Raw genomic sequence first — 21,383 nt, 5'->3', positions numbered from 1 at the left:
TCGTGCCCGGCGCACGGCGCGCAGCGGCCGGGCGGCGATGCCGTCCCGGCCGGTGCCCGTGCACCTAACGGGCCGGGCGCTGCCTCGTGGCGCTGGCCCGGTGGCTGGCGCGGGGCGGCGTGACAGGCAGCGGGCGGTTCCCCAGCAGCCTCCTTACACCTGCCCGGCGCCGGCCCGGCGGCGGTACTCCTGCGGCGGCATGCCGTACGCCTGACGGAACACCCGGCTGAAGTGCGCCGGGTCGGGGAATCCCCAGCGTGCCCCGATGGCGTGCACCGGCCGGGACGCCAGCCGGGGATCCGACAGGTCAGCGCGGCAGCGCGCCAGCCGCCGTTCCCTGATCCACCCGGCGACCGACAGCGGTTCGTCCTGGAAGAGCCGGTACAGGAAGCGCACGGAGATGCCGTGCGCGGCGGCGATGACGGCCGGCGACAGGCCGGGGTCCCCCAGCCGCCGGTCGATGAAGTCGCGGATGCTCGCGCGCAGTCCCTGCTGGTATGCGTCGGCGGGCAGGGCCGCCGCGGCATCCAGCGACTGGCCCAGCCAGGCGGCGACGAGCTCGCGGGTGACGTGGGCCAGCCGGGCACGCGTGGCGGACGAGACCTGGTCGGCGTGGCGCGGCAGGTCCGTCAGGTAGCGGCTGGCCAGCAGGCCGATGCCGGTGCGGCCGGGCAGCCGGACCGCGGTGAGCCGGTCGAGGGCGCGGCGGTGCAGCGGCAGCGCGGCCCGCGGCATGTGGACGACGACGCCCGCGGCGGTGCCGCGCCCCGGGGCGGCCGACGCGAAGCCGCGGAACGGGCGCGAGACGTTGCACAGCACGCCGTCCGGGCGGTGGCAGACGGTCTCGCGGCGCCGCTGGCTGACGCCGACGCTGCCGTCGACCGTCACCCACAGCTGGAAGAACTCGGGGTCGTGACGCCGGGTCATCCGGGCGGTGCGCACCACCTCCATCGGCGGCAGTTCGACCTCCGCGACCGTGAGCGTGCCCAGGTCGCGGCAGCGGATCCGGGGCTGGCGGTCCCCGGCGTGGCGGGCGCGGACGGTCACCGGCATCAGGGCCGGAAGGACGTACTCGTTCCAGTGGTCGTGCCGTTCTCGCGGCGGTGCGTTCCCGGCGGTCTCGGTGGTGAGCAGCGTGGTCCCCCTTCCTCGCGTGCACGCCTCCCGGCGGGCGGTCAGCACCGAGTCTGCGTTCCTGACCAGGGGCGGACCAGTGTCCGGTGCGGTTCCCGGACGGATCCGGACGCGCGGCCGCCGCCGCGTTGTCAGGTGCCCGGGCCGTCGCCAAAGATGGATGGGGTGGGAAGCGCGAGCACCTTTCAGTGGTACGAACCGCGGGACGCCGCCGAGTTCGTCGCCCTCATGAGAGCCCTGAAGGAAGCGTCGGGGCTGTCGTTACGCGAGCTGGAGCGCCGGGCGGAGAAGAGCGGCGAGGTGCTCGCCCGCAGCACGCTCGCTGAAACGCTCAGCCGCGAGACCCTCCCCCCGCCGCACACGCTCACCGCGTTCGTCCGTGCGTGCGGCGACGAGGCACACCTGCCCGCGTGGCTGCGGGCACGCGACCGGATCATCGCCGCGGCGGCCCGCACTTCCCGCGTCCCCCGGCAGCTGCCGCTGGCGCCCATGGCGTTCATCGGCCGCGACCCCATGCTGTCCGTGCTCGACAAGGAGCTGGGCGCCGGCCGGGCGTCCCACACGCCGTCGGTGCCGATCTGCGTGGTCACCGGCCAGGGCGGCATCGGCAAGACGTGGCTGGCGCTGCGCTGGGCACACGACAACGCCGACCTCTTCCCGGACGGCCAGCTCTACCTCGACCTGCGGGGCTTCGCGCCCTTCGGCGAGCCCGCCTCCCCCGAGACCGCCGTGCGCGGTTTCCTCGACGCCCTGGGCGCGGAGCGCGTGGACCCGCTGGCCGGTCTTGACGGCCAGGCCGCCCGGTTCCGCGAGCTGACGCGGAACCGGCGCCTGCTGCTGGTGCTGGACAACGCCCGCGACACCGAGCAGGTGCTGCCGCTGCTGCCGGCCGGTCACCGCTGCGCTGTGCTGATCACCAGCCGCAGCCGGCTCTCCGGCCTGGCCGCGGCCTACGGGGCGAGGCAGCTCACCCTGGAGCCGATGACGCCCCAGGAGTCGCGCGACGTGCTCGCGGACCGGCTGGGTGCCGACGCCGTCGCCGCCGAGCCCCGCGCGGTCGACGTGATCGTGGAGCGGTGCGCCGGCCTGCCGCTGGCCCTCGCCGTCAGCGCCGCCCGGGCCAGCGAGCCGGGGTTCTCCCTGGCTGACCTGGCCCGGGAGCTGCGCGAGCCGGCGCACGCGCTCGACGCGCTGGACCTCACCGACCTCACGGTCAACCTGCGGACCGCGTTCGGCGCGTCCTGCCGGGCCCTGGACCCGCGGCAGCTGGGCGTCTTCCGGCTGCTGAGCCTGTATCCGGGCGCGGACATCGCCCTGCCCGCCGCCGCCAGCCTGACCGCGCTTCCCGCTCCCCGGCTGCGCGTGCTGCTGCGGGCGCTGGAGGACGGTCACCTCGTCCGGCAGCACAGCCCCGGCCGCTACGCCGTCCACGACCTGCTGCGCGGTTACGCCCGCGACCTGCTGGCGGCGGACGCGCCGGATGAGCGCGAGCCGGCGCTGCGGCGGCTGTTCGACTACTACCTGCACACGGCGCACGCGGCCGCGTGCCTGCTCAGCCCGTACGAGGACTGGCCGGTCCCGCCCGAGGCGGCGCCCGGGGCCCAGCCGGAGGCGCCGGCCGGCCCCGAGGAGGCGCTGCGGTGGCTGACGGCCGAACGCGCCACGCTGCTGGCGGTCGTCACGCAGGCGGCGCATGAGGGCTTCGACACCCACGCCTGGCAGCTGGCCCTGGTGCTGACGGAGTTCCTGCAGCGGCAGGGGCTGTGGCACGCCTGGGCCGGGGCGCAGCGGCTGGCGCTGGAGTCGGCGCGACGCCAGGGCCAGCACCGCTGGCTGGCGCACCTGCACCGGGCGCTGGGCAGCGCTGAGGCCAGGCTCAAGCGGTTCGCCGAGGCCGAGGCCCATTTCGAGCAGGCCAGGACGCTGTTCACGCGGGTGGACGACGGCGTCGGGCTCGCCCACATCCACCGCGCGTCCGGATGGCTGTGTGAGCAGCGGGAGGAGCACGCTGAGGCACTCGCCCATCATCAGCGCGCGCTCGCCATTTACCGCGACCACGGCCAGGTGGCCCGGCAGGCCATCGTCCTTAACGACATCGGCTGGCTGCACGCGCTGCTCGGGAACCACCGGCAGGCGGTGGCCGACTGCGAGGAGGCGCTGGTGCTGCACCGGTCCACCGGCAACCTGAGAGGCGAAGCCGACACCATGGACAGCCTCGGCTACGCCCACCACCATCTCGGCGACCACGACCGCGCGGCCGAGTGCTACCTGCGGGCGCTCGCGCTGTACCGGGACGCCGGGGACCGCCCGGGTCAGGCCGCCACGATGGCCCGGCTCGGCGACACGCACCAGGCGGCGGGGCGTGCCGGGGACGCCCGCGAGGTGTGGCAGCGCGCGCTCACGCTGTTCGAGGAGCTGGGGCACCCGGACGCCGCCAGCGTGCGGGACCGCCTCCGGCGCCTGGAACGCGGCGGTTCCGGCTGACCGTCCCGGGGACCGGTCCGGGAGCACCGGCCGGACCGGCCGCGGATGTCAGGCGAAGTGCTGGCGGGCGCGGCGCAGGTCGCGCCAGCGGACGGTGCGCAGGCCGGACGCCTCCCCCACGGTGTCGCCGTCCCCGACGGCCACCATCAGGGCGAGCATCGCGAACCCGGTCAGCCACCGCCTGACCGACCGCCAGAAACCCGGACGGCGGCCGTCGTCCGCCCGCACTACCCGCAGTCCCCACAGCAGCTTCCCGGCGCTGCCGCGCAGCAGCCACATGCCGAACACGTGGTTGACGAACGAGAAGACCAGCGCGGAGCCGACTATCACGGCCACGTTCTCCGAGAAGTCAGACGCGTCCGGCTCAACGACATACGACCCGGCGAACCCCGCGGCCAGCGCGAGGAAGAAGTCCGTGATCGTCGCCGTGAACAGCCTGTCCTCACCAGCCTTTTCCGGCGGCATGGTCATGTGATGTTCTCCTTCTGGATCGTGCCGCGGTCAATCTACGGAAGCGACGGCGACGGGCCGGTCCTGGGCTGGTCGCGGAACCGTGACGGCGGCAAGCGCCACGCCGTGGCCCCGACTGCCGCCTGGGCAGGGAGCGTTCGCGGTCTGACCGGTCGCCGCGGCGGTCTGTACAGGGCGAGCGGGCCCGCTGTACCCTCCGGCGCGTGCGTCCCCCTCACCGGAACGGATCCCCTATGTTTCCGTGCTCCTGGCGCCGTTGGCGCGCCGCCGCCACCGGCCTCGCAGCCCTTGCCGCCGCCGTCTGCGCGGCCGCGCCGCCTGCCGCTGCGGATGCGTCCCCGGAGCCGGAGGTGCGGACCGGCCCGTGGACGGAGGCCGGCTCGGACCGTGCGGACCCGCTGACCGAAAGCCAGGGCCTGGCGTCGGTCGAGGTGCCGGAGGGCAGCCCCAACCGCTACACCGGCATCGGCACCATCCCGATAGATGTGCGCGCCCGGGGCTGGAACCACGTCGGCGACCCCGACGCCTCATACGACGGCTACTACGTCGAGCCGTACCAGCGCGACGACGGAGCGGAGAAGATGTTCCGGGTGCAGTCCCCGGACGGCGCGTGGGCGGAGTACGTCCACGCCCTCGGCCCGGACGAGGCGCTGAACAACTCCTGGGTCGCGATCACGCCCGGCGGCCAGTGGATGCTGGCGGGCGAGTACGGCACGATGGACCGGCTGCTGGTCTTCCCGGCCCCGGGCGCCCATCCGGACACCTCGCCCTCGGCGGATCTGCCGCTGGTCGCCACGGTCGCCCTGGACCATCCCGTACGCGACGTGCAGGGCTGCGACTTCACGGACGCGACCACGCTGCTGTGCTCCTCCGACGACCCCGGCGGCACACTGTTCGGTATCACCAAGCCGCTGCTCCAGATCGACCTCTCCGGCGAACCCGGTGACGCCGGAGACGTCACCGGGCACGTCACCGCCCTGGGCCAGCTCCCGCTGCGCAGCGCCTGCTCCGGCACGTTCGAGGTGGAGGGCATCGACTACGACCGCCGCACGGGAACGCTGCGCGTCATCGTCATGTCCCCGGGGCTGTGCATCCTGACGGACAGCATGACCTACCGGTTCACCCTGGGCTGAGCCGCACCTGAGTCACTCGTGCCGGTGCAGCGGCAGCCCCGCGATGACGGACGTGCCGCGGGTGGGCCGTGGTCTGACAGCCCAGGCAGCGGCGATCTGGTCGACGAGAAGGAGTCCCCGTCCGGACTCGGCGTCTGCGTCCCGACGTGCCAGCGCGGGTGCGCGGCCGCCGCTGCCGGGGCCGGACACGGCGAGCCAGTAGTGCCCGTCCGCGGACCACAGGACGAGTTCGACGAGCTCGCCGTCGTGCTGACTGCCGTACCGGATGGCGTTGGTGACGAGTTCGGAGGTCAGCAAGCTCAAGTTGTCCTGCAGCGTGGGCATGAGCTGGCCCGGCAGCGCTTCGGTGACGGCATGCCGCGCCTGGCTCACGGAGGATGGACGCGCCGGGAAGCGCCAGTGTCGGGGGACGGGAGGAACGTCAGCCATGTCGGTCTCCGGTGCGGTGGGTGCGGTGACGAGGTGCGACGGCGCCAGCGCCTGTACGGACATGCTCGCGCGGTCGGCAACGGGCATTGCGGTCTGCTGGGTATCGACCGCAGCAGGTCAGCGCGGCATCAGCGAGGAACGTCTTCGGACTCTCGCCTGCAACTGCGGCTGTGCAGACGAGGCGTACGTAGAAGCTTTGGTTAAGCTCGCCCGGCCGATTCAGGGGTGGCGGGAGCGTTACCGGGGCGCACTGCGCCACGTGGAATGCTCGACATCGCCGCACTCGAGGCGAACAGTCCTCGCATGCGCATCTGGAACACGGTGCATATCCCGGGCCTGCTCCAGACCTCCGACCATGCCCTGTCCGTCGTCCGCCTGGCCATCCCGCCTCTGCCGGAGCACGAGATCGCGCTGCGTCTCGCCCACCGCACCGAGCGCCAACGAGTCATCCTCGGACCCGAACCACCGCGGTACACAGCCATGGTGCACGAGGCCGCCCTTCGCATGCGCTTCGGCAGCCTTGACGTGGTGCGGGCACAGTTGACGTACCTTGCCGACATGTCAGAGCGGGACAGCATCACCGTTCTGGTGATCCCTTCCGACAGAGGCGGTTTCCCGGGCGCCGGTCAGACCGTTCTGTACGCGGGGAACCCCGTGCCGCAACTCGATACAGTCCAGGTAGACAGCTCGCACGGGCCAGAGTTCGGGTGAGCCGACGGGCAGCTCGCGAGATACCGGGCTCAGTTGGACCGGCTGGAGGAACTGGCACTTCCCCGGACCGTTCCCGCGACGTCGTCCGCACGATCGCACAGCAACTGTGAGGAGCTCTCCATGCCCGGGATCACCTGGGAAGACGCCTTCTGCTCCGAAGGGAACTCCTGCTTTTGCATCGGCACCGAGACACCGACGGCAACGCCTACATAGCCGTCACCGGCCAGGAAGACCATTACCTCACCGACACCCGCGACGCCCTCCGCGCCTCCATCACCGACTTCAAGGCCGGCAAAGCAGACCACCTGCTGTAACCACGGCGACGGGCCGGCGACACCAACCGCCGGCCCGTCACCTTCGCGCGGGTCAGGCCGTGTGCAGGGTCAGCCCGTACACCGCGAGGATTTCGTTGACCGGCTGGAACCAGGTCCCGCCGCCGCTGGAGCAGTCGCCCCAGCCGCCGGAGGTGACGCCCTGGCCCTGGCGGCCGTGGTGCAGGGGCCGCCGGAGTCGCCCGGTTCGGCGCAGACGCTGGTCCGGGTCAGCTCGTGCACGACTTCCCCGCCCACGTACTGCACGGTCTCGTTCGTGCCGAGCAGTGTGCCGCAGTGCCAGCCAGTGGTCGTGCCGGAACGGCAGACCGAGGACCCGGTGGGGGCCTCAGCCGAGCCGCGCACCAGGGCGTTTGAGACGGTGCCCGGCCCCGACGACCGGCTCCGTCCACCAGCCGTTCCCGGCGCTGACCCACGCGTAGCCGTTCTCGGGGAACGAGGAGCCTGGAAGGTCCCGATCACCGTGCCGTCCCAGCCGGACACCGTTGCGCCGGCTGAGCCGCAGTGGCCCGCGGTCACGGACCCGCCGTGGACCGAGAAACCAAGGGAACAGCGGGCGTTGCCCGTGCAGAACGGATCGCCGCCGCAGGGGGTGGTGCGTCTCATGGGTTCTTCTCGTGTCTCGTCACCAACTCCGGGTGGAACAGGGGAGATCCGAGAGCACTCTCGTCACTGTGTTCGAGAGCAGGGGCGGGGTGTCAAGACGTCTAGACCACTGTTCGGAATCCGTGCGCGGACCCCGCTGAGCCCGCCGTTGACCGGCGTGACCGGTGAGGCCGGCGGGGCCGGTGGGACCCGTCTGAGCAGGGGGATTGTCAGTGGTGGCCCCTAGCATGGGAGGCGTTCGGTTGGTTCACGAGTCCTGGGGAGGGACGCCAATGGCCGCCGTCGTCACACCACTTCCGCTGTCCCCGATGAACGTTCCGTTCCCGCAGAAGAAGCGGCTGCCCGCCGGGCAGCCGCGCGCCTGGTACGAGTCGCACAACCGCAGGCTGAAGGCCATGCGGCTGGCGACGGCCCTGCTCGACGCCGGGGTGTACCACCCAGCGCACGCGACGGACGCGCGGATACGCGCCATCGCGCCGCTGATCGGGGTGCGCCGGCCGTCCGACGTGACGTGCCGCATGGTCCGTTCCCTGATGCGGTACTGAGATCCGGGCGCCGCCGGCCGGTGACGCGCGCGACCGGCCGGCGGCGTGCCGCGCGGGCGGCAGGGTCAGCGGACGGTGAAGCCGTCGGCGCCTTGTTCGAGTACGCCGGTCATGGGGTAGCGCAGGGTGCCGTCCCACCAGTGCCACACGACCCGCGGGGTGCCGTCGGCGGCGGTGAAGACGTCCATGCCGCCCGGGCCCGGATGGTCGCCCGGCAGGACACGCAGCGGACCGAGGCCCACCGCCCGGCCGGCGGGCAGGCCCATTCGCCCGGGCCGCCGAACGGCCCGTAGGCGGAGTCCGAGACCGCCCGGCCGATGCACTTCTGGCCGCTGCCCGCGCGCGAGGCGGTGCAGTACATGACGTCCTGGTCGCCGTAGCGGACCACGCCGGGCGCCCAGACGGCGCCTTCGGCCCAGTCACCGGGGCCGCCGGGCAGCGCGTCGCCCGAGGCGCAGTCGGTCATGCCGACGTCGTTGCCCGAGCCGTGCACGAGGAGGGGGACGTACAGTTCGCCCGTCGCACCGTCGCACCGCTCGCCCTGGCCGGCGGGCACGGTGGTGCCGTAGATGACGTACCGGCCGTCCGGACCGGGGATAGCCGCCGCGCGGACGGCGCCGCCGCCCAGCAGCGGGCCGGCCATGGCGGCGAGGACCGCCGCGACCGCGCCGAGGACGCCTGCCGCCCGCCGTCCGCACCAGCCGTGTCCCGTCCGCTCATGGCCCGCCTCCTCGGGTCGCACGGGGCACCGCGCCCGTACCGGGAGGAAACGGCGCGGAGCCTGCGCGCGCTAGGTGTACGCGTCCATGTGACGGGTGGCGCGGACGGGTGCTCGGTGCTTCACTGCGAGGACGTTGCTGACGGCTTGCCACAGGAAGGGATCTGCACTGCGATGCGCCGAGCGAAGCTGGCCCTCGGTCTGGTCACGGTGGGAGCGCTGCTCACGGCGTGCTCCGGTTCGGGAGACGGGGAGGAGCAGGGAACCGGCAGCGCCCAGGACGGCGGGGGCGGGGCCGAGCAGCAGGCGGAGGCGAGCCAGGAGCCGCCCAGCATCCAGCTGTCCGTGCCGTCGCTGTACGACACCAGCCGTGGCTGGGAGTCGGACCTGGAGGGGACGCAGATCCCGCTGCCCCGGTCCGGAGCGGTCGCCGTCTACTCGGAGCAGGAGGACGGCTACCGCTTCACCGTGCTGGACGCCGCCACCGGCGAGAAGCAGTGGAGCAGCGTCCTCCTCCAGCCGCTCGGCAACACCAACCTGCCCTACCTCGTGTCGGCCGTCGGCGGCAAGGAGTACCTGGTGGCCTGGTCCTCCGGGACCACGGACGCCGACGCGATCAACGTCGGCCGGGAGGTCGTCTCGATCGACATCTTCCCCGTGATCCTCGACGAGGTCCCGTCCGGCTCCGGGGTCGAGCCGGTCCACGTCGAGGTGGAGGGCGAGGGAGACGTCCACGGTCTCGGCACCGGGCTGGTGGTGGAGGACGACGGCGACACCGTGGTCGCCGTCGACCCGGCGACGGGAGACACCACCGAGTACCAGCTCGACGAGCTCGCGCCGCCCGCTGGCTGCCCCGACTGCGACGCCGACCGGCAGGTAGTGGCGCTGACCGAGAACGGCCCGCTCCTCACCACCGTCACCAGGGGCATCGACGACTCCGGCTACTGGGTGCCGGACGGCTGGTCGGCCGAAGACCTCCGGCCGGACAACGCCGACCCGGACGAGGAGCCGGTGGTGTCGGCCGTCACCGACAACCTCCTGCTCACCGGCTGGGACGAGGCCGGGGAGACGGACGGGTTCCTGTGGCACGTGGTGGACAGTGCCTCGGGCCAGACGCTCGCGTCGATCCGCTGCGAGGGGGAACAGGTGACGACCGGCGCCGGCTCCAGGCTGTCGGCCAACGGCCGCTACCTGACCAACGGGCCCCGTGTGTTCGATCTGGAGACGGGCAGCGGGGTGTGCTACGAGCGGACCGAGACCACGCACCAGCTGCGGTTCGAGATCGTGACCGACGAGGGCATGGCCTACGGGTACAGCTGGACTGACGACCCGGTGCAGCTCGACATGCGGTCAGGTGAGCTCGCGGAGATCGAGGACCCCACCATCGACTTTCCCTTCGGTGACACCGCTGGCTACGGCCTGTTCTGGGACGGGGTCTCCGAAACCATGGTGGCCTACCCGCACGCCTGAGGGCCCGGCCCGGGAGAAGCGGGGGCCCGCCCGCGTCAGCGGTTGCCCCGCCCTTCGGTGAGGACAACGAGCTGCTGGGTAGCGCGGGTCATCGCGACGTACCGGTCGACCGCCCCGGTGATGCCCTCGCCCCACTCCTCCGGGCGGACGAGGATGACCAGATCGAACTCCAGCCCCTTCGCCAGCTGCGGGGTCAGCGACCTTACCCGGGGCCTTCCCCGGAACGACGGGTCACCGATGACACAGGCGGTGCCCTCGGCGTGGGTGGCCAGCCAGTCGCCGAGAATGGCGTCCCGCTCCGAGACGTGCCCGCGCACGACGGGCGCGCCGCCGCGGACCGAGACCGGCACGTGCACCTCCGGCAGCACGGCCCGGATGACCGGCTCGGCCTCGGCCATGACCTCGCGCGGCGTCCGGTAGTTGGTGCGCAGGGCGGCCACGCGGACCCGCTCGAAGCCGACCCGCTCCAGCCGCTCCTGCCACGACTCGGCGAAGCCGTGTCTGGCCTGGGCGCGGTCGCCGACGATGGTGAAGCTCCGGGACGGGCAGCGGCGCAGCAGCATCTGCCATTCGGCATCGGTCAGCTCCTGCGCCTCGTCCACCACCACGTGCGCGAACGGGCCCGCCAGCCGGCCAGGGCTGGCGGCCGGCAGGGCCTCGTCGTCGGCCAGGGCGTCCCGCAGGTCCTGGCCGCGCAGCATCGTCACCGCTCCCTCGCCGTCGTCGTCGGCGGCGACCACGGTGTCGATGACGTCGGCCATGCGTGCCCGTTCGGCGGCGGCCACAGCCTCGCGGCGGCGTCTGCGCAGCACCGCCTCCGGGTCGCCGAGCCGCTGCCGTGCCGCGTCCAGCAGCGGCAGATCGGACAGCGTCCAGGCCGACGGGTCGGCGCGACGCAGCACGCGGGCGTCGTCGGCGCTGAGCCAGGGCGCGCACAGCCGCAGATAGGCCGGGACCGTCCACAGGTCGCCGACGACATCGGCGGCCTCCAGCAGCGGCCAGGCGCGGCGGAACGCGGTGACGAGTTCCTCGTCCTGCCGCAGTGAGCGGCTCAGCAGCTCGGGCGCTATCTCGCCGCCGAGCTTGTCGCTGACGATCTCGGTGAGCGCCTCCCAGATCTGCTCGCGCGCTTCGTTGTGGGGCGTGCCCGGGGCCGGCGCCTCGAACGCCTCGGCCCAGTCATCGGCGCTCAGCCAGACCTCCGACCAGCCGGCGGTGACCGTCATGCCCTCGGCGGGCGGTTCCTCATAGAAGCGGACGGCCTTCTCGATCGCCCGCACCATGTCCGCCGATGCCTTCAGGCGCGCCGCCCGGGGGTCGGGCTCGGGCACCGCCGAGGCTCCCTCGGCGACCAGGTCGCGCAGGGTGCAGGTGACGACGCTCTCCTCGCCCAGGCGCGGCAGCACGTCGGCGACGTACGACAGGTAGTGCTGGTGCGGGCCGACGAACAGCACGCCGCCCCTGCGGTCGCTGTTCAGGCGCGGATCGGAGTAGAGCAGGTAGGCGGCGCGGTGCAGCGCGACGACGGTCTTCCCGGTGCCCGGTCCGCCGTCGACGACGAGCGCACCCCGTGATCCGGCGCGGATGACGGCGTCCTGGTCGGCCTGGATCGTGGCGAGCACGTCCCGCATCCGCTCCGACCTGCTGCCGCCCAGGCTGGCGAGGAACGCCGACTGGTCGTCCAGTGCGGCGTGGCCCGCCAGCCCGTCGGGGGTGAACACCTCGTCCCAGTAGTCGGTGATCCTGCCGCCGGTCCAGCGGTACCTCCGGCGGCTGGCCAGGCCCATCGGGTTGGCGTGGGTGGCCGCGAAGAACGGCTCAGCTGCCGGGGCACGCCAGTCCACGAGCAGGCGGCGGCCGCTGTCGTCGGTGAGGCCGAGCCGCCCGATGTACACCGGCTCGGGATCGTCCGCTGTGACCATGCGCCCCAGGCAGGTCTCCAGGCCGAGGCGGCGCAGGGCGCGCAGGCGGGCGGTGAGCCGGTGGATCTCCGCGTCGCGGTCCATGGCCGCGCGGCCCGCGCCGCCGGGCGCGCGGCGCACGGCCTGCAGCCGGGCCGTGGTTTCGCCGATGGTCCGCTCCAGGGTCGCGGCGATGGCCGCGAAGTGCCGCTCGTCGGCGGCGATCAGCGCCGGATCGGCCTTGGCGGCGAGCCGTCCGGGAAGGGCGAACGCACTGGCGGCCGCGGGGCCCCGAGGCACTGCTGGGCTGGCTGACGGCTCTGACGAAGACGCACACACTGCGCAGATCCCCCCATATGCACTGGTTCCGGGTTGAGGGCAGCGATTCTGCGGCATGAGGGGGGTCTTGCCGCAAGGCCCCCTGTGCGCTATACGTTGAGAATGGCAAGGAGTGCAGTGCGTAGCACCCTTGCTTTTTTGCTGCGCCTTCTGCTGCTGCTTTGTTGCTGATGACGGCACCGCGCGTCACGGCTCGTCCGGCAGCTCCTGCGCCGCCTCGCCGGTCAGGAACAGCTCGATCACCGGCACGGCATCGGGACGGACCGCGGGCAGCGTGAGCGTCAGCGTCCTAAGCGGGCTGGCCGCCCGTGGCGGTCTGGGCGGATGTGGCCGCCGGGCCGGTCCCGTGGCAGGCGACTTCCGAGGCGTCGTGCAGCAGCTGCGCGTAGGCGACCCTGCCCGCCAGGCCGGGCAGGTGGACGTGCCCGAACGGCCAGGCGAACAGGTGGGGGTAGAGGCGGTCGCCCCCCGGCGGGTGCAGCGGACGTCGGGCGGCGGGGTGAACGGGGCGGGGCCCGCGCCGCGGACGGAACGCTCGTGGAGCCGCATCCACGCCCCGCTCTCCTCCAGGACGGCCAGGGCCGCCGGGGCGAACTCGCCGCGTCCGGTCGGGCCCACGTTCAGCAGCATATTGCCGTTCTTCGACACCCCGTCGATGAGCATCCGCAGCAGCAGCCCGGCGCTCTTGGCGTTGCGGTTGTCCCGGTCGTACCCCCAGCTGCCGTTGCGCGTCTGGCACGCCTCCCACGGCACCGGCACGCCGCCCGAGAGCAGCGGCCGGGCCGGCTGGTACCGCTCGGGCGTGGCGACGTCGCCGGGGCCCGCGGGCGCGTGCGCGGCGGTGAAGCCGGTCAGCCGCGAGTCCCGCAGGCAGAAGCCCTCGTGATGCTTGGCCGTCAGCACGGCGTACCGCATGCCGGCGCGCCGGCCTCGGGATCGAAGTAGCGCAGGTAGCGGGCGGATTCCTCGGGGGCCTGCGCTCGCGGTGCATCACCCACTCGTGGCGGGCGGCCAGCGAGTACAGGCCGAAGTGGACGAACAGCCCGAAGCGGGCGCGGGTGAACCAGGCGGGAACAGGCATCGGGTGTCCTTCCGCGGGACCGCTACGACGCGGCGGGCTCGGCGGGCGTGCCGTGCACGTACGGGGCGAGGATGTCGGCCACGGCGCGGTTCCTCGGCACAGGGATGCCCAGGGGGCCGGCGAGGTCGGCCACTCCCCCGCTGAGCCACGGCAGTTCGAGGCGGTTGCCCCGCTGCAGGTCCTGGTGGAGCGAGGAGGTCATGCCCGACGGAAGGGTGTCGCAGAACGCGAGCTGGCGGTCGGCGAACCCCTCGTCCAGGCCGACGCCCGACGCCCGCGCCACCGCGGCGGTCTCGGCCATCAGGTCGCGCAGCAGCGCCCGGGTGCGGTCGTGGGCGAGGATCACCCCGATCGGCTGGCGGACGCTGGCGGTGGCTCCCGACAGGCCCACGAGGAAGACGAACTTCTCCCAGATCACGCGCCTGACGTCGGCGCTGAGATCCGCCTCCACGCCCGCCGCGCGGCAGGCGTCGAGCAGCCGCCGGGCGATGTCCTCCTGCCCCGGCTCGTAGGGGCCGAACGCCAGCCGGCCCAGCGTGCCGCGGTAGCCGACGACGCCGGGCTCCTCGATGACGGCGGAGACGAAGCAGGTGCCGCCCAGCACGGAGGCGGCGGGCAGATGGCGGCGGAGGATGTCGTCCTTGTGCACCCCGTTCTGGAGCGACAGCACGTACGCCCCCTGCTCGGTGAGGGGACGCAGCCGCGCGGCGACCTCCTCGGTGTCCCACAGCTTCACGGCGACGAGCACGAGGTCGGTGGGGCCGAGGTCCGCCGGGTCGCCGACGGCACAGCCGGGCGGGGTGCGGATCTCCCCCAGCGGCCCGCGCACCAGCAGCCCGGAGCGGCGCATGGCCGCCAGGTGGGCGCCGCGCGCGACGAAGGTGACGTCGTTGCCTCCGGCCCGCAGCCGTGCGCCGAAGTAGCCGCCGACGCCGCCCGCTCCGATCACCGCGATGCGCATTCCCGCTGTCCTCCGTTCCTTCGCTGCGGCGTGCCCGGTGCACGCCGTCCGCACCATGAGCACACCCCACCCCGGCCGTCCCGTCCACCCCAGCGGCTGTCAGTGCCGCCTGCGAGACTCGGGGCATGGGCAGATGGGCGGTGGCGCGGTACGGCGACGGCTCGGTCCGGCTGTGCCCGCTTGACGAGCGGGGCGGCGCCGCCGGGCCGGTGGAGTCGGCGGCGTCCCTGGCGGAGGCGGTGCGCGCCCGTCCCGGCGTGTCCCGGTGGGTGTGGCGGTCCACGGCCGACGCCTATCCCCCGCTGCTGCGGGAGGGCGTGCGGGTGGAGCGGTGCTACGACGTGGAGGCCGCCGAGGCGGTGCTCCTCGGCTACGAGGGGCGGCACGGGCAGCCCCGTTCGCTCGCCGCCGCCTGGGCGCGGCTGCGGGGGCTGCCGGTGCCCGAGGACCCGCCGCCGGCCGCGGCGGACTCCGTCCAGCCGTCGCTGTTCGAGGCGGGGCCCGCCCCGCTGCCGGCGGACGCGGACCCGCTGCTTGTGCTGCGGGAGGTGTACGCGGCACAGCTGGCGCGCACGGCCGCCGCCGCCCGTCCGGAGCGGCTGCGGCTGCTGCTGGCGGCGGAGTCGGCCGGGACGCTGATCGCGGCCGAGCTGCGGCAGGCGGGCCTGCCGTGGCGGGAGGACATCCACCGGGAGCTGCTGGCGCAGCTGCTGGGCGAGCGGTACCCGGGCGGCGGGGAGCCGCGGCGGCTGGCCGAGCTGGCGGAGCGGATATCGCGGGCCTTCGGCGAGGGCGTGCGGGTGCGGCCTGACCTCCCGGCCGATGTCATCGGGGCGTTCCGGCGGGCGGGCATCCGGCTCGCCTCGACGCGTTCCTGGGAGCTGCGCCAGGTCGATCACCCGGCGGTGGCGCCGCTGCTGGAGTACAAGAGGCTGTACCGGATCTGGACGGCGCACGGCTGGTCGTGGCTGCGGGACTGGGTGCGCGACGGCCGGTTCCGCACGGAGTACGTTCCGGGCGGCACGCCGACCGGCCGCTGGACGAGCAATGGCGGCGGCGCCCTCCAGATTCCCCGGGTGCTGCGGCGGGCGGTGGTGGCCGACCCGGGCTGGCGGCTGGTGGTCGCTGACGCCGACCAGCTGGAGCCGCGGGTGCTGGCGGCCATCTCGCGGGACCGGGGGCTGATGGCGGCGGCCAGCGGCACGGGCGACCTGTACGCCGAGCTGGGGCGCCTCGGCTTCAGCGGGGACCGGGAGCAGGCGAAGCTGGCGCTGCTCGGCGCCGTCTACGGCCAGACGTCGGGGGACGGCCTGCGTCATCTGGCCCGGCTGCGGCGCCGGTTCCCCGACGCGGTCGCGTACGTGGACGAGGCGGCGCGCGCCGGGGAGCGCGGGGAGCTGGTGCGCACCTGGCTGGGCCGCACCTGCCCGCCCGCCGGGCAGCGGCCCGGGGACAGCGGGGACGGCGGATCCGGCGACGCGCCGTACGCAGTGGCGGACGGGGCGGCGGACGGGGACAGCGCCCCGCCCGCCGCCACCCCCGCGGCGCGGGCCCGGGGCCGGTTCACGCGGAACTTCGTGGTGCAGGGCAGCGCCGCCGAGTGGGCGCTGCTGATGCTGGCCGGGCTGCGCGCCCGGCTGCGGGGGTCGCGGGCTGAGCTGGTGTTCTTCCAGCACGACGAGGTGATCGTGCACTGCCCGCACGAGGAGGCCGCTGCCGTGGTGGAGGCGGTCGCGGCGGCCGGGCAGGAGGCCGGGCGCCTGGCCTTCGGCGAGACGCCGGTGCGCTTCTCGTTCACGACGGCTGTGGCCGAGTGCTACGCGGACGCCAAGTGACCTGCGGGCACGGGGTACGTACCGGCGCCCGGCCGGGGCGCGGGCGCCGGTACGGCTCACCGGTAGCTGATGTCCGACTCGCTGTAGAGGCAGTGGGTGCCGTCCGGGCCGCTCCCGGTCTGCTCCGGCTCGTCACCGTTGTCGTTGCCGATGTACCGCTGGCACGGCACGACACCGCGGCCGTCGTCGCCGATGATGGTGATGTTGCGCAGGGTGGCGGAGTCGCCGTAGTTCTCGTTGATGCCGGCCAGCCTGCTGGCCGGGACGGTCACCTCCACGCCGTCCAGCACGATGTGCCGCTGGTACTGGGTGGAGCAGTTGCCGCAGGAGCGCACCAGGGTGGCGAAGTCCTCCGCGGCGAAGCCGGTCACCGTCAGGGTGCCGCCGCCGTTGTGCTGGAAGACCTTGTCGTCACTGCCGCGCGCCGCGCCGCCGGTGACCAGGAACCGGGAGCCGTCGCCGCCGCGGAAGGTGGCGGCGTCCTCGCCGATGTCCTCCCACCACACGCTGCTGAGCGTGCAGCTGCCCTCGCAGTGGACGCCGTCCGCGCCCGGCGATCCGATGATGACGTTGCTGAGCGTGCCGCCCTCGGCCACCTCGAAGACCGGCTGCTGGTCCTCGTCCTGGCTGCCGTCGCCGAGCTCGGGGCCCGGCACGTAGCGCACGTTGCCGCCGTCGAAGGTGCCGTCCACCTCGATGGTTTCGTGGACGACGATCTCACCGGCGGGCTCCGGGAAGGAGACCGCGGTGGTCTCCGCGGCCGGGGAGGCGCTGGCGGACGCCGTCATGCCGCCGGCGACCAGGGCGGCAGCGGCGGCGAGCAGCAGCGCGCCGCGTCGTGCGGTGACTCGGCGATGTGGGGATCGCATGGTCTGTTGCCTCTCTGAACGGTTCGTGCCGTCTCGGAGCGCCGTGCCACGGTGCGGACCCCGGCTGGCCGGTCCGCCGCCGGGCAGAGAGCGGTGGCCGCACGGCGCGGAGCGGGAACGGGAATTCCGCGCGGTGCGGCACCGGGTACGGATACGGGTCCGGTTCCGTATCCGTCCCACCCTTGCAGGGTCATGCGGGGAACGCGGCGATACCGGATGTCGCCCGGCGGCTCCCGGAATCCCGCGCGCGGTGCTCGTCCCGCACCGCGCGCTCATGCTGCGGCTCTCTGCTGACGCCCAGTCAGAAAGCGCTTTCTGACTGCCGGGAAACTATCCGTCCGGCACACCGCTGTCAAGCATTCCAGCAGGGACGAACTCCCTTTTATCAAGCGGGAGTTAGCGTGCAGAAAAACCGTGGGACTTACCGCTCACCGCGTGGGCTTCGCCGGCATGCCAGGCCACGGCACCATCCCGGTTCTCCGGTCCGGGCACACGGGAAGGCAGGCCACCGTCCGCCCGGAGCACACACGCCTGGCGCACGTCTCCCGCATACCTCCCGCACCCAGGCGCCCGTCCGGCGCCTCACCCCACACCGCTCGGCTCCGCCTCACCGTCGGACTCCAGCACCGGACGCAGTTCAGCACGGCGCCGGATCCCCAGCTTCCGGTAGGCGCTGGTGAGATGGGTCTCCACCGTCCGGCGGGCCAGGTGCAGCAGCTCCCCGATCTCCGCGTTGGTGTGTCCCGCCGCGGCCAGTTCCGCGATGCGGCGCTCACTGCCTGTAAGCGCGCCGGACCCGCTGTGCGCCGCGCCGGTGCGGCGGGCACCGCCCTCGCGCAACGCCTCCTCGGCCAGCCGCCGCAGCCGCACCGCGCCGCGCCGCTCGGCGCGCACCGCCGCTTCCCGCAGCACGTCACGGGCGCGGGCCCGCTCCCCGGCAGCGGCGAGCAGCCGCCCCTGCGTGAGCAGAGCGGTGACCAGTTCGGTCTCAGCCGGGCTGTCCCGCAGCGTCCGGACGGCCTCCTCCGCCAGGTCCATGCCATGCCGGCCGCCGGTCGCCACCGCCAGGACCCGCAGCGCCCGCCCGACCGTGCGCGGCGTGTTCCACACCCGGGCCAGCCGCAGCTCCTCCTCGGCCAGCGCGAGCGCCTCCCCCGGGTTGCCGAGAGTCAGGTGGCACTCGGCGGCGGCGGTCCGCCACGGGGTGACGACCGGGCTGACCACCTCGCGGGCCGACTGGCGGCGCCCGCACTCCAGGAAGTCGTGCAGCGCGCCCGCCGCGTCGCCCGCCGCCGCCCGCTGCGCGCCGCGCGCATACAGGAAGCGGTTGAGGTACCAGGAGTCCGGCGCATCCCTGAGGTCGAAGCTTTCCGCCATCCACTTCGCCTCTTCCAGCCGCCCGGTCTCCACCATGGCAAGCACCGCGTGGGCCAGCCGGCTGGTCGGCCCGGTCTGCCCCGGGGCAACGCCGGGCGTCTCGCTCAGCAGCCGCGCGTGGTCGCCGCGGGCGGCGTCGATGTCGGCCTTGGTGTCGCGGAGCGCCTCCCGCATCGGGTGCAGCGCGAACGGCGGCTGCCCGGCCAGGCCGCGCCGCACCAGCCGTTCCGCCTCGTCGAGTTCGTCGGCCCACTGGGCGACCACCGCCGCCGTGCCGACGAGGAACGGCTCGGTGAGCGTGTCGGCAGGCTCGGCAAGGAGGGCACGCACCTGCCGCATGGCCTCCTCGGCTGACACCAGTCCGGCCGTGGCCGAGTAGCGCACCAGCAGCGCCATCCCGGCCGTGCCGACGAGCTGCGGCGCGGCGGCCGCCGTGTCCCGCAGCCACTGGTACGCCTCGGCCCGCGCGTGCTGGTCGTGGTCGGACAGCAGCACGGTGGCGTTCCACAGCGTGCGGGCCAGCTCGGGGTGGTCCTCCAGCTCGCCCGCCAGCCCGCGCAGCGTCTCCACGGCCTCGGGCGTCCTGCCCAGGCCGGCGAGCGCGGTGCCGAGCGCGACCGCCGCCCGCGTCCGGTCACGCGGCCCGGTCGCCAGCCGCAGCGCCTCGGCCAGCCGGGGCAGCCCGGCCGCGGGGTGCGCGGCGGCGTACTCCAGAGAGCCGAGTTCGGTCAGCAGGCGCTGCCGCCGCTCATCGGGCATCGGCTCGTCCAGCGCCCGGCGCAGCAGGACCGCCGCGTCGTCGAGGCGGCTGTCACGCAGCGCCTGCTCCGCCGATTCGGTCAGGGCGGCCAGCGCCCATTCCTCCCCCACGGCGTCGGCCCGCAGCAGCTGCCGCGCGGCGGCCTCGGGGGAGGCGCCGTGCCGCACCATCGCCTCGGCCGCGGCGCGGTGCGCGGCCTGCCGCCGCGTCACCGGCACGCCGGTGAGCACCGCGTCCCGCAGCAGCGGATGGGCGTAGCGGGGGCGGCTGGAGGCATCGGTCCGCAGCACGCCGAGCCGGGTCATGGCGGTGATCCAGCCGGAGACCCGGGCCGGGTCGGCGCCGGTCATGGCGCCGATGAGCCCGGGCAGCCCGGTCGTGGTGCAGGAACTCTCCACGGCGAGCTGCTGGTCGCTCCATCCCTCGTCGAGCGCGGCCAGCGCCCGCGCCACCTCTCCCGTCATGGGACCGGCGTTGTCCAGCCACCACGACACGGCCGCCGGGTACGCCCCGGGATACAGCGCGGCGCAGGTCTCCGGCACGGCCGCCAGCCGCCCGCCGCCGAGGTCGTCGAGCAGCGCGCGCAGCAGCAGCGGGTTGCCCGCGCCGGCGCGCACGCAGTCCTCCACCCACGCGGCGTGGGCCACGGGGTGCTCGGCGCGCACCAGCGCCGTCGCCGACTCAGGTGTCAGCGGCCCCAGGGTGTGGGTCCGCACCAGGGACGGCGGCAGCGCGTGGGTGACGCTGGCGCCCGGCGGGTCGACGTCGTACTGGCTCCGCTCGGTCATGGCCATCAGCAGCGGTAAACGGTCAATCCGCAGTGCGGCCTCCGCCAGCCAGCGCCGGGAGTCGGCGTCGGCCAGGTGCACGTCGTCGACGGCGACCAGCAGGGGCCCCTGGTCGGCGTAGGAGCGGAGCAGCCGCCACATCCGGGCCGCGTGGGCACGGTCGTAGGAGTCCGCCGCGAGGTCGGAGAACTCGGGAACGGGGTTGAGGAGCTGCTGGACCACGGCCATGGACATCGTGGTGTCGGCGGGTGAGCACCGCGCCCGCAGCACGCGCATGCCGTGCCGCTGCGCCTCCTCGGTGCCCGCCTCCAGAACGGTGGTGCGGCCGGTGCCGGTGGCCCCGCGCAGCAGGACGAGACGGCCGGAGCCGGCCCGGGCCCGGGCGGCCTCCGCGGCCAGCAGCGCGACGGCCTCCCGGTGTCCGGGCGGCGTTGCGGTCATCGCTGCCTCCTGTCGTGGCTGTGACGGTGACGGCCCGCTCCGGTGAGGGCCGTCTCTGGCTCACGTGCCGCCCGCTCGTGGAATGGCCTCGCGGGCAATCTCGTGGTCCTTCTCGTGGTCATCCACGATTGTGCAGGCGGGCACGTGTCACGGAGTGTTGATGCAGACCAGGGCCGCCCGGTTCACCGGCGGCGTGCACTCCGATGTCGGGAGAGACGGTTTGCGCACTTCATTTCGGACCACAGTCCCGGCGGCGGCTGGCTGCCGCACGCCGGCCGGACGAGTCCCGGTGACGGTTCTCGCCGCGGACCCGATCTCCCGCGAGGGCGCGGTCAGCCAGCTGCGCCGGCACCCGGAGATCGAGCTCCGCAAGGAGTCCGAGACGGGCCCGGGCACCGTGGCGCTGCTCATCAGCGACACCCTCGACGAAAGCGTGCTCACACGTCTGCGGCGGGTGGTGCGCAGCGAAGGAGCACGCGCCGTGCTGGTGGTGGGCACGCTGCGGGAGGCAGAGCTGCTGGAGGTGGTGGAGTGCGGGGCCGGCGCCATCGTCTGGCGCCACGAGGCGACCGAGCACCGGCTGGTGCAGGCCGTCCTGGCGGCCGCGCGCGGGGACGGCGATCTGCCGGCGGATCTGCTGGGTCGCCTGATCAGCCAGGTCGGCGCGCTGCACCGCACAGCGGCGGGAAGGGTCGGGCTCCCCGCCTCGGGGCTGTCACCACGCGAGGTGGATGTGCTCCGGCTTGTGGCCGAAGGGCTCGACACAGGAGAGATCGCCAGCAAGCTGTCCTACTCCGAACGCACTATCAAAAATGTGATGCACGGTCTGACCACGCGTCTGCATCTCCGTAACAGGGCACACGCTGTTGCTTATGCCCTGCGTGAAGGCTACATCTGACCGAAGGGGCACCCGGCGGTGTTCCCCGGGGCACGGTCCTCTTCCCGCACGCCGTCCCCGCCGCGCCTGCGGCCAGGGCGGCGCACGGTGCAGGATGCGG

Annotated in this window: 16 protein-coding genes and 3 pseudogenes; 8 read left to right on the top strand and 11 right to left on the bottom strand. The window is 73.9% G+C overall.

What is annotated here, in order from left to right; translation table 11 throughout:
- Positions 1-153: 153 nt before the first annotated feature.
- Positions 154-1,182 (bottom strand): helix-turn-helix domain-containing protein, encoded by a 1,029-nt coding sequence (locus JK356_RS15410; protein WP_201868518.1) that lies wholly within the window; start codon positions 1,180-1,182, stop codon positions 154-156.
- A gap of 117 nt (positions 1,183-1,299) precedes the next feature.
- Between JK356_RS15410 and JK356_RS15405 the strand changes: the two genes are divergently transcribed.
- Positions 1,300-3,618, top strand: coding sequence for a tetratricopeptide repeat protein (locus tag JK356_RS15405; protein ID WP_201868516.1), 2,319 nt, complete (start codon positions 1,300-1,302; stop codon positions 3,616-3,618).
- A gap of 48 nt (positions 3,619-3,666) precedes the next feature.
- On the opposite strand, the gene JK356_RS15400 is transcribed toward JK356_RS15405, so the two are convergent.
- Positions 3,667-4,089: an RDD family protein gene (locus JK356_RS15400; RefSeq protein ID WP_201868515.1), complete on the bottom strand. Its 423-nt coding sequence runs from the start codon at positions 4,087-4,089 to the stop codon at positions 3,667-3,669.
- A 233-nt stretch (positions 4,090-4,322) separates the two neighbouring features.
- On the opposite strand from JK356_RS15400, the gene JK356_RS15395 reads away from it, so the two are divergent.
- Positions 4,323-5,222: a hypothetical protein gene (locus JK356_RS15395; protein WP_201868514.1), complete on the top strand. Its 900-nt coding sequence runs from the start codon at positions 4,323-4,325 to the stop codon at positions 5,220-5,222.
- Between the two features lie 12 nt (positions 5,223-5,234).
- On the opposite strand, the gene JK356_RS15390 is transcribed toward JK356_RS15395, so the two are convergent.
- A complete protein-coding gene (locus tag JK356_RS15390; protein ID WP_307815613.1) occupies positions 5,235-5,738 on the bottom strand; it encodes an ATP-binding protein in 504 nt (167 codons plus the stop codon).
- 216 nt (positions 5,739-5,954) lie between these two features.
- Between JK356_RS15390 and JK356_RS22385 the strand changes: the two genes are divergently transcribed.
- Both JK356_RS22385 and JK356_RS15380 read left to right on the top strand, forming a co-directional pair.
- Positions 5,955-6,362 carry a DUF5753 domain-containing protein gene (locus JK356_RS22385; protein ID WP_307815612.1) on the top strand — a complete coding sequence of 136 codons (408 nt, stop codon included), beginning with the start codon at positions 5,955-5,957 and terminating at the stop codon, positions 6,360-6,362.
- A gap of 120 nt (positions 6,363-6,482) precedes the next feature.
- Positions 6,483-6,676, top strand: a pseudogene (locus JK356_RS15380) (hypothetical protein).
- A gap of 52 nt (positions 6,677-6,728) precedes the next feature.
- Here JK356_RS15380 and JK356_RS21960 read toward each other — a convergent pair.
- Positions 6,729-7,279, bottom strand: a pseudogene (locus JK356_RS21960) (S1 family peptidase); the annotation flags it as partial.
- Between the two features lie 293 nt (positions 7,280-7,572).
- Between JK356_RS21960 and JK356_RS15375 the strand changes: the two are divergent.
- Positions 7,573-7,845, top strand: coding sequence for a hypothetical protein (locus JK356_RS15375; protein ID WP_201868513.1), 273 nt, complete (start codon positions 7,573-7,575; stop codon positions 7,843-7,845).
- 109 nt (positions 7,846-7,954) lie between these two features.
- Here JK356_RS15375 and JK356_RS15370 read toward each other — a convergent pair whose 3' ends face one another.
- Positions 7,955-8,587, bottom strand: coding sequence for a hypothetical protein (locus JK356_RS15370; protein WP_236671371.1), 633 nt, complete (start codon positions 8,585-8,587; stop codon positions 7,955-7,957).
- A 150-nt stretch (positions 8,588-8,737) separates the two neighbouring features.
- On the opposite strand from JK356_RS15370, the gene JK356_RS15365 reads away from it, so the two are divergent.
- Positions 8,738-10,033 carry a hypothetical protein gene (locus JK356_RS15365; protein WP_201868512.1) on the top strand — a complete coding sequence of 432 codons (1,296 nt, stop codon included), beginning with the start codon at positions 8,738-8,740 and terminating at the stop codon, positions 10,031-10,033.
- A gap of 35 nt (positions 10,034-10,068) precedes the next feature.
- On the opposite strand, the gene helR is transcribed toward JK356_RS15365, so the two are convergent.
- The 4 genes and pseudogenes from helR to JK356_RS15350 all read right to left on the bottom strand — a co-directional run bounded on the left by helR (position 10,069) and on the right by JK356_RS15350 (position 14,315).
- Positions 10,069-12,234, bottom strand: coding sequence for an RNA polymerase recycling motor ATPase HelR (gene helR, locus JK356_RS15360; protein ID WP_307815611.1), 2,166 nt, complete (start codon positions 12,232-12,234; stop codon positions 10,069-10,071).
- Positions 12,235-12,459: 225 nt separating this feature from the next.
- Entirely contained in the window at positions 12,460-13,188 is a 729-nt protein-coding gene (locus JK356_RS15355; RefSeq protein ID WP_236671386.1) for an alpha-L-fucosidase, read from the bottom strand.
- A 109-nt stretch (positions 13,189-13,297) separates the two neighbouring features.
- Positions 13,298-13,354: pseudogene (locus JK356_RS22230) on the bottom strand (hypothetical protein); the annotation flags it as partial.
- Positions 13,355-13,376: 22 nt separating this feature from the next.
- Positions 13,377-14,315, bottom strand: a complete 939-nt coding sequence (locus JK356_RS15350; RefSeq protein WP_201868510.1) for a ketopantoate reductase family protein — start codon at positions 14,313-14,315, stop codon at positions 13,377-13,379.
- Positions 14,316-14,440: 125 nt separating this feature from the next.
- Here JK356_RS15350 and JK356_RS15345 point away from each other — a divergent pair, with 125 nt between their 5' ends.
- On the top strand, positions 14,441-16,150 hold the full coding sequence (locus JK356_RS15345) for a bifunctional 3'-5' exonuclease/DNA polymerase (protein WP_201868509.1): 1,710 nt from the start codon (positions 14,441-14,443) through the stop codon (positions 16,148-16,150).
- Between the two features lie 56 nt (positions 16,151-16,206).
- Here the strand turns inward: JK356_RS15345 and JK356_RS15340 are convergent, their stop codons facing one another.
- Both JK356_RS15340 and JK356_RS15335 read right to left on the bottom strand, forming a co-directional pair.
- Positions 16,207-17,019, bottom strand: a complete 813-nt coding sequence (locus JK356_RS15340) for a pectate lyase (protein ID WP_236671370.1) — start codon at positions 17,017-17,019, stop codon at positions 16,207-16,209.
- Positions 17,020-17,601: 582 nt separating this feature from the next.
- Positions 17,602-20,385 (bottom strand): LuxR family transcriptional regulator, encoded by a 2,784-nt coding sequence (locus JK356_RS15335; protein ID WP_201868507.1) that lies wholly within the window; start codon positions 20,383-20,385, stop codon positions 17,602-17,604.
- 220 nt (positions 20,386-20,605) lie between these two features.
- Between JK356_RS15335 and JK356_RS15330 the strand changes: the two genes are divergently transcribed.
- Positions 20,606-21,283, top strand: coding sequence for a response regulator transcription factor (locus JK356_RS15330; protein WP_236671385.1), 678 nt, complete (start codon positions 20,606-20,608; stop codon positions 21,281-21,283).
- The last annotated feature ends 100 nt before the right edge of the window (positions 21,284-21,383 follow it).

This window comes from Streptomyces sp. 7-21 (genome assembly GCF_016741785.1).
Lineage (GTDB): Bacteria > Actinomycetota > Actinomycetes > Streptomycetales > Streptomycetaceae > Streptomyces.
Note: the sequence above shows the minus strand (reverse complement) of the source record. Positions and strands in the feature narration are given on the sequence as shown.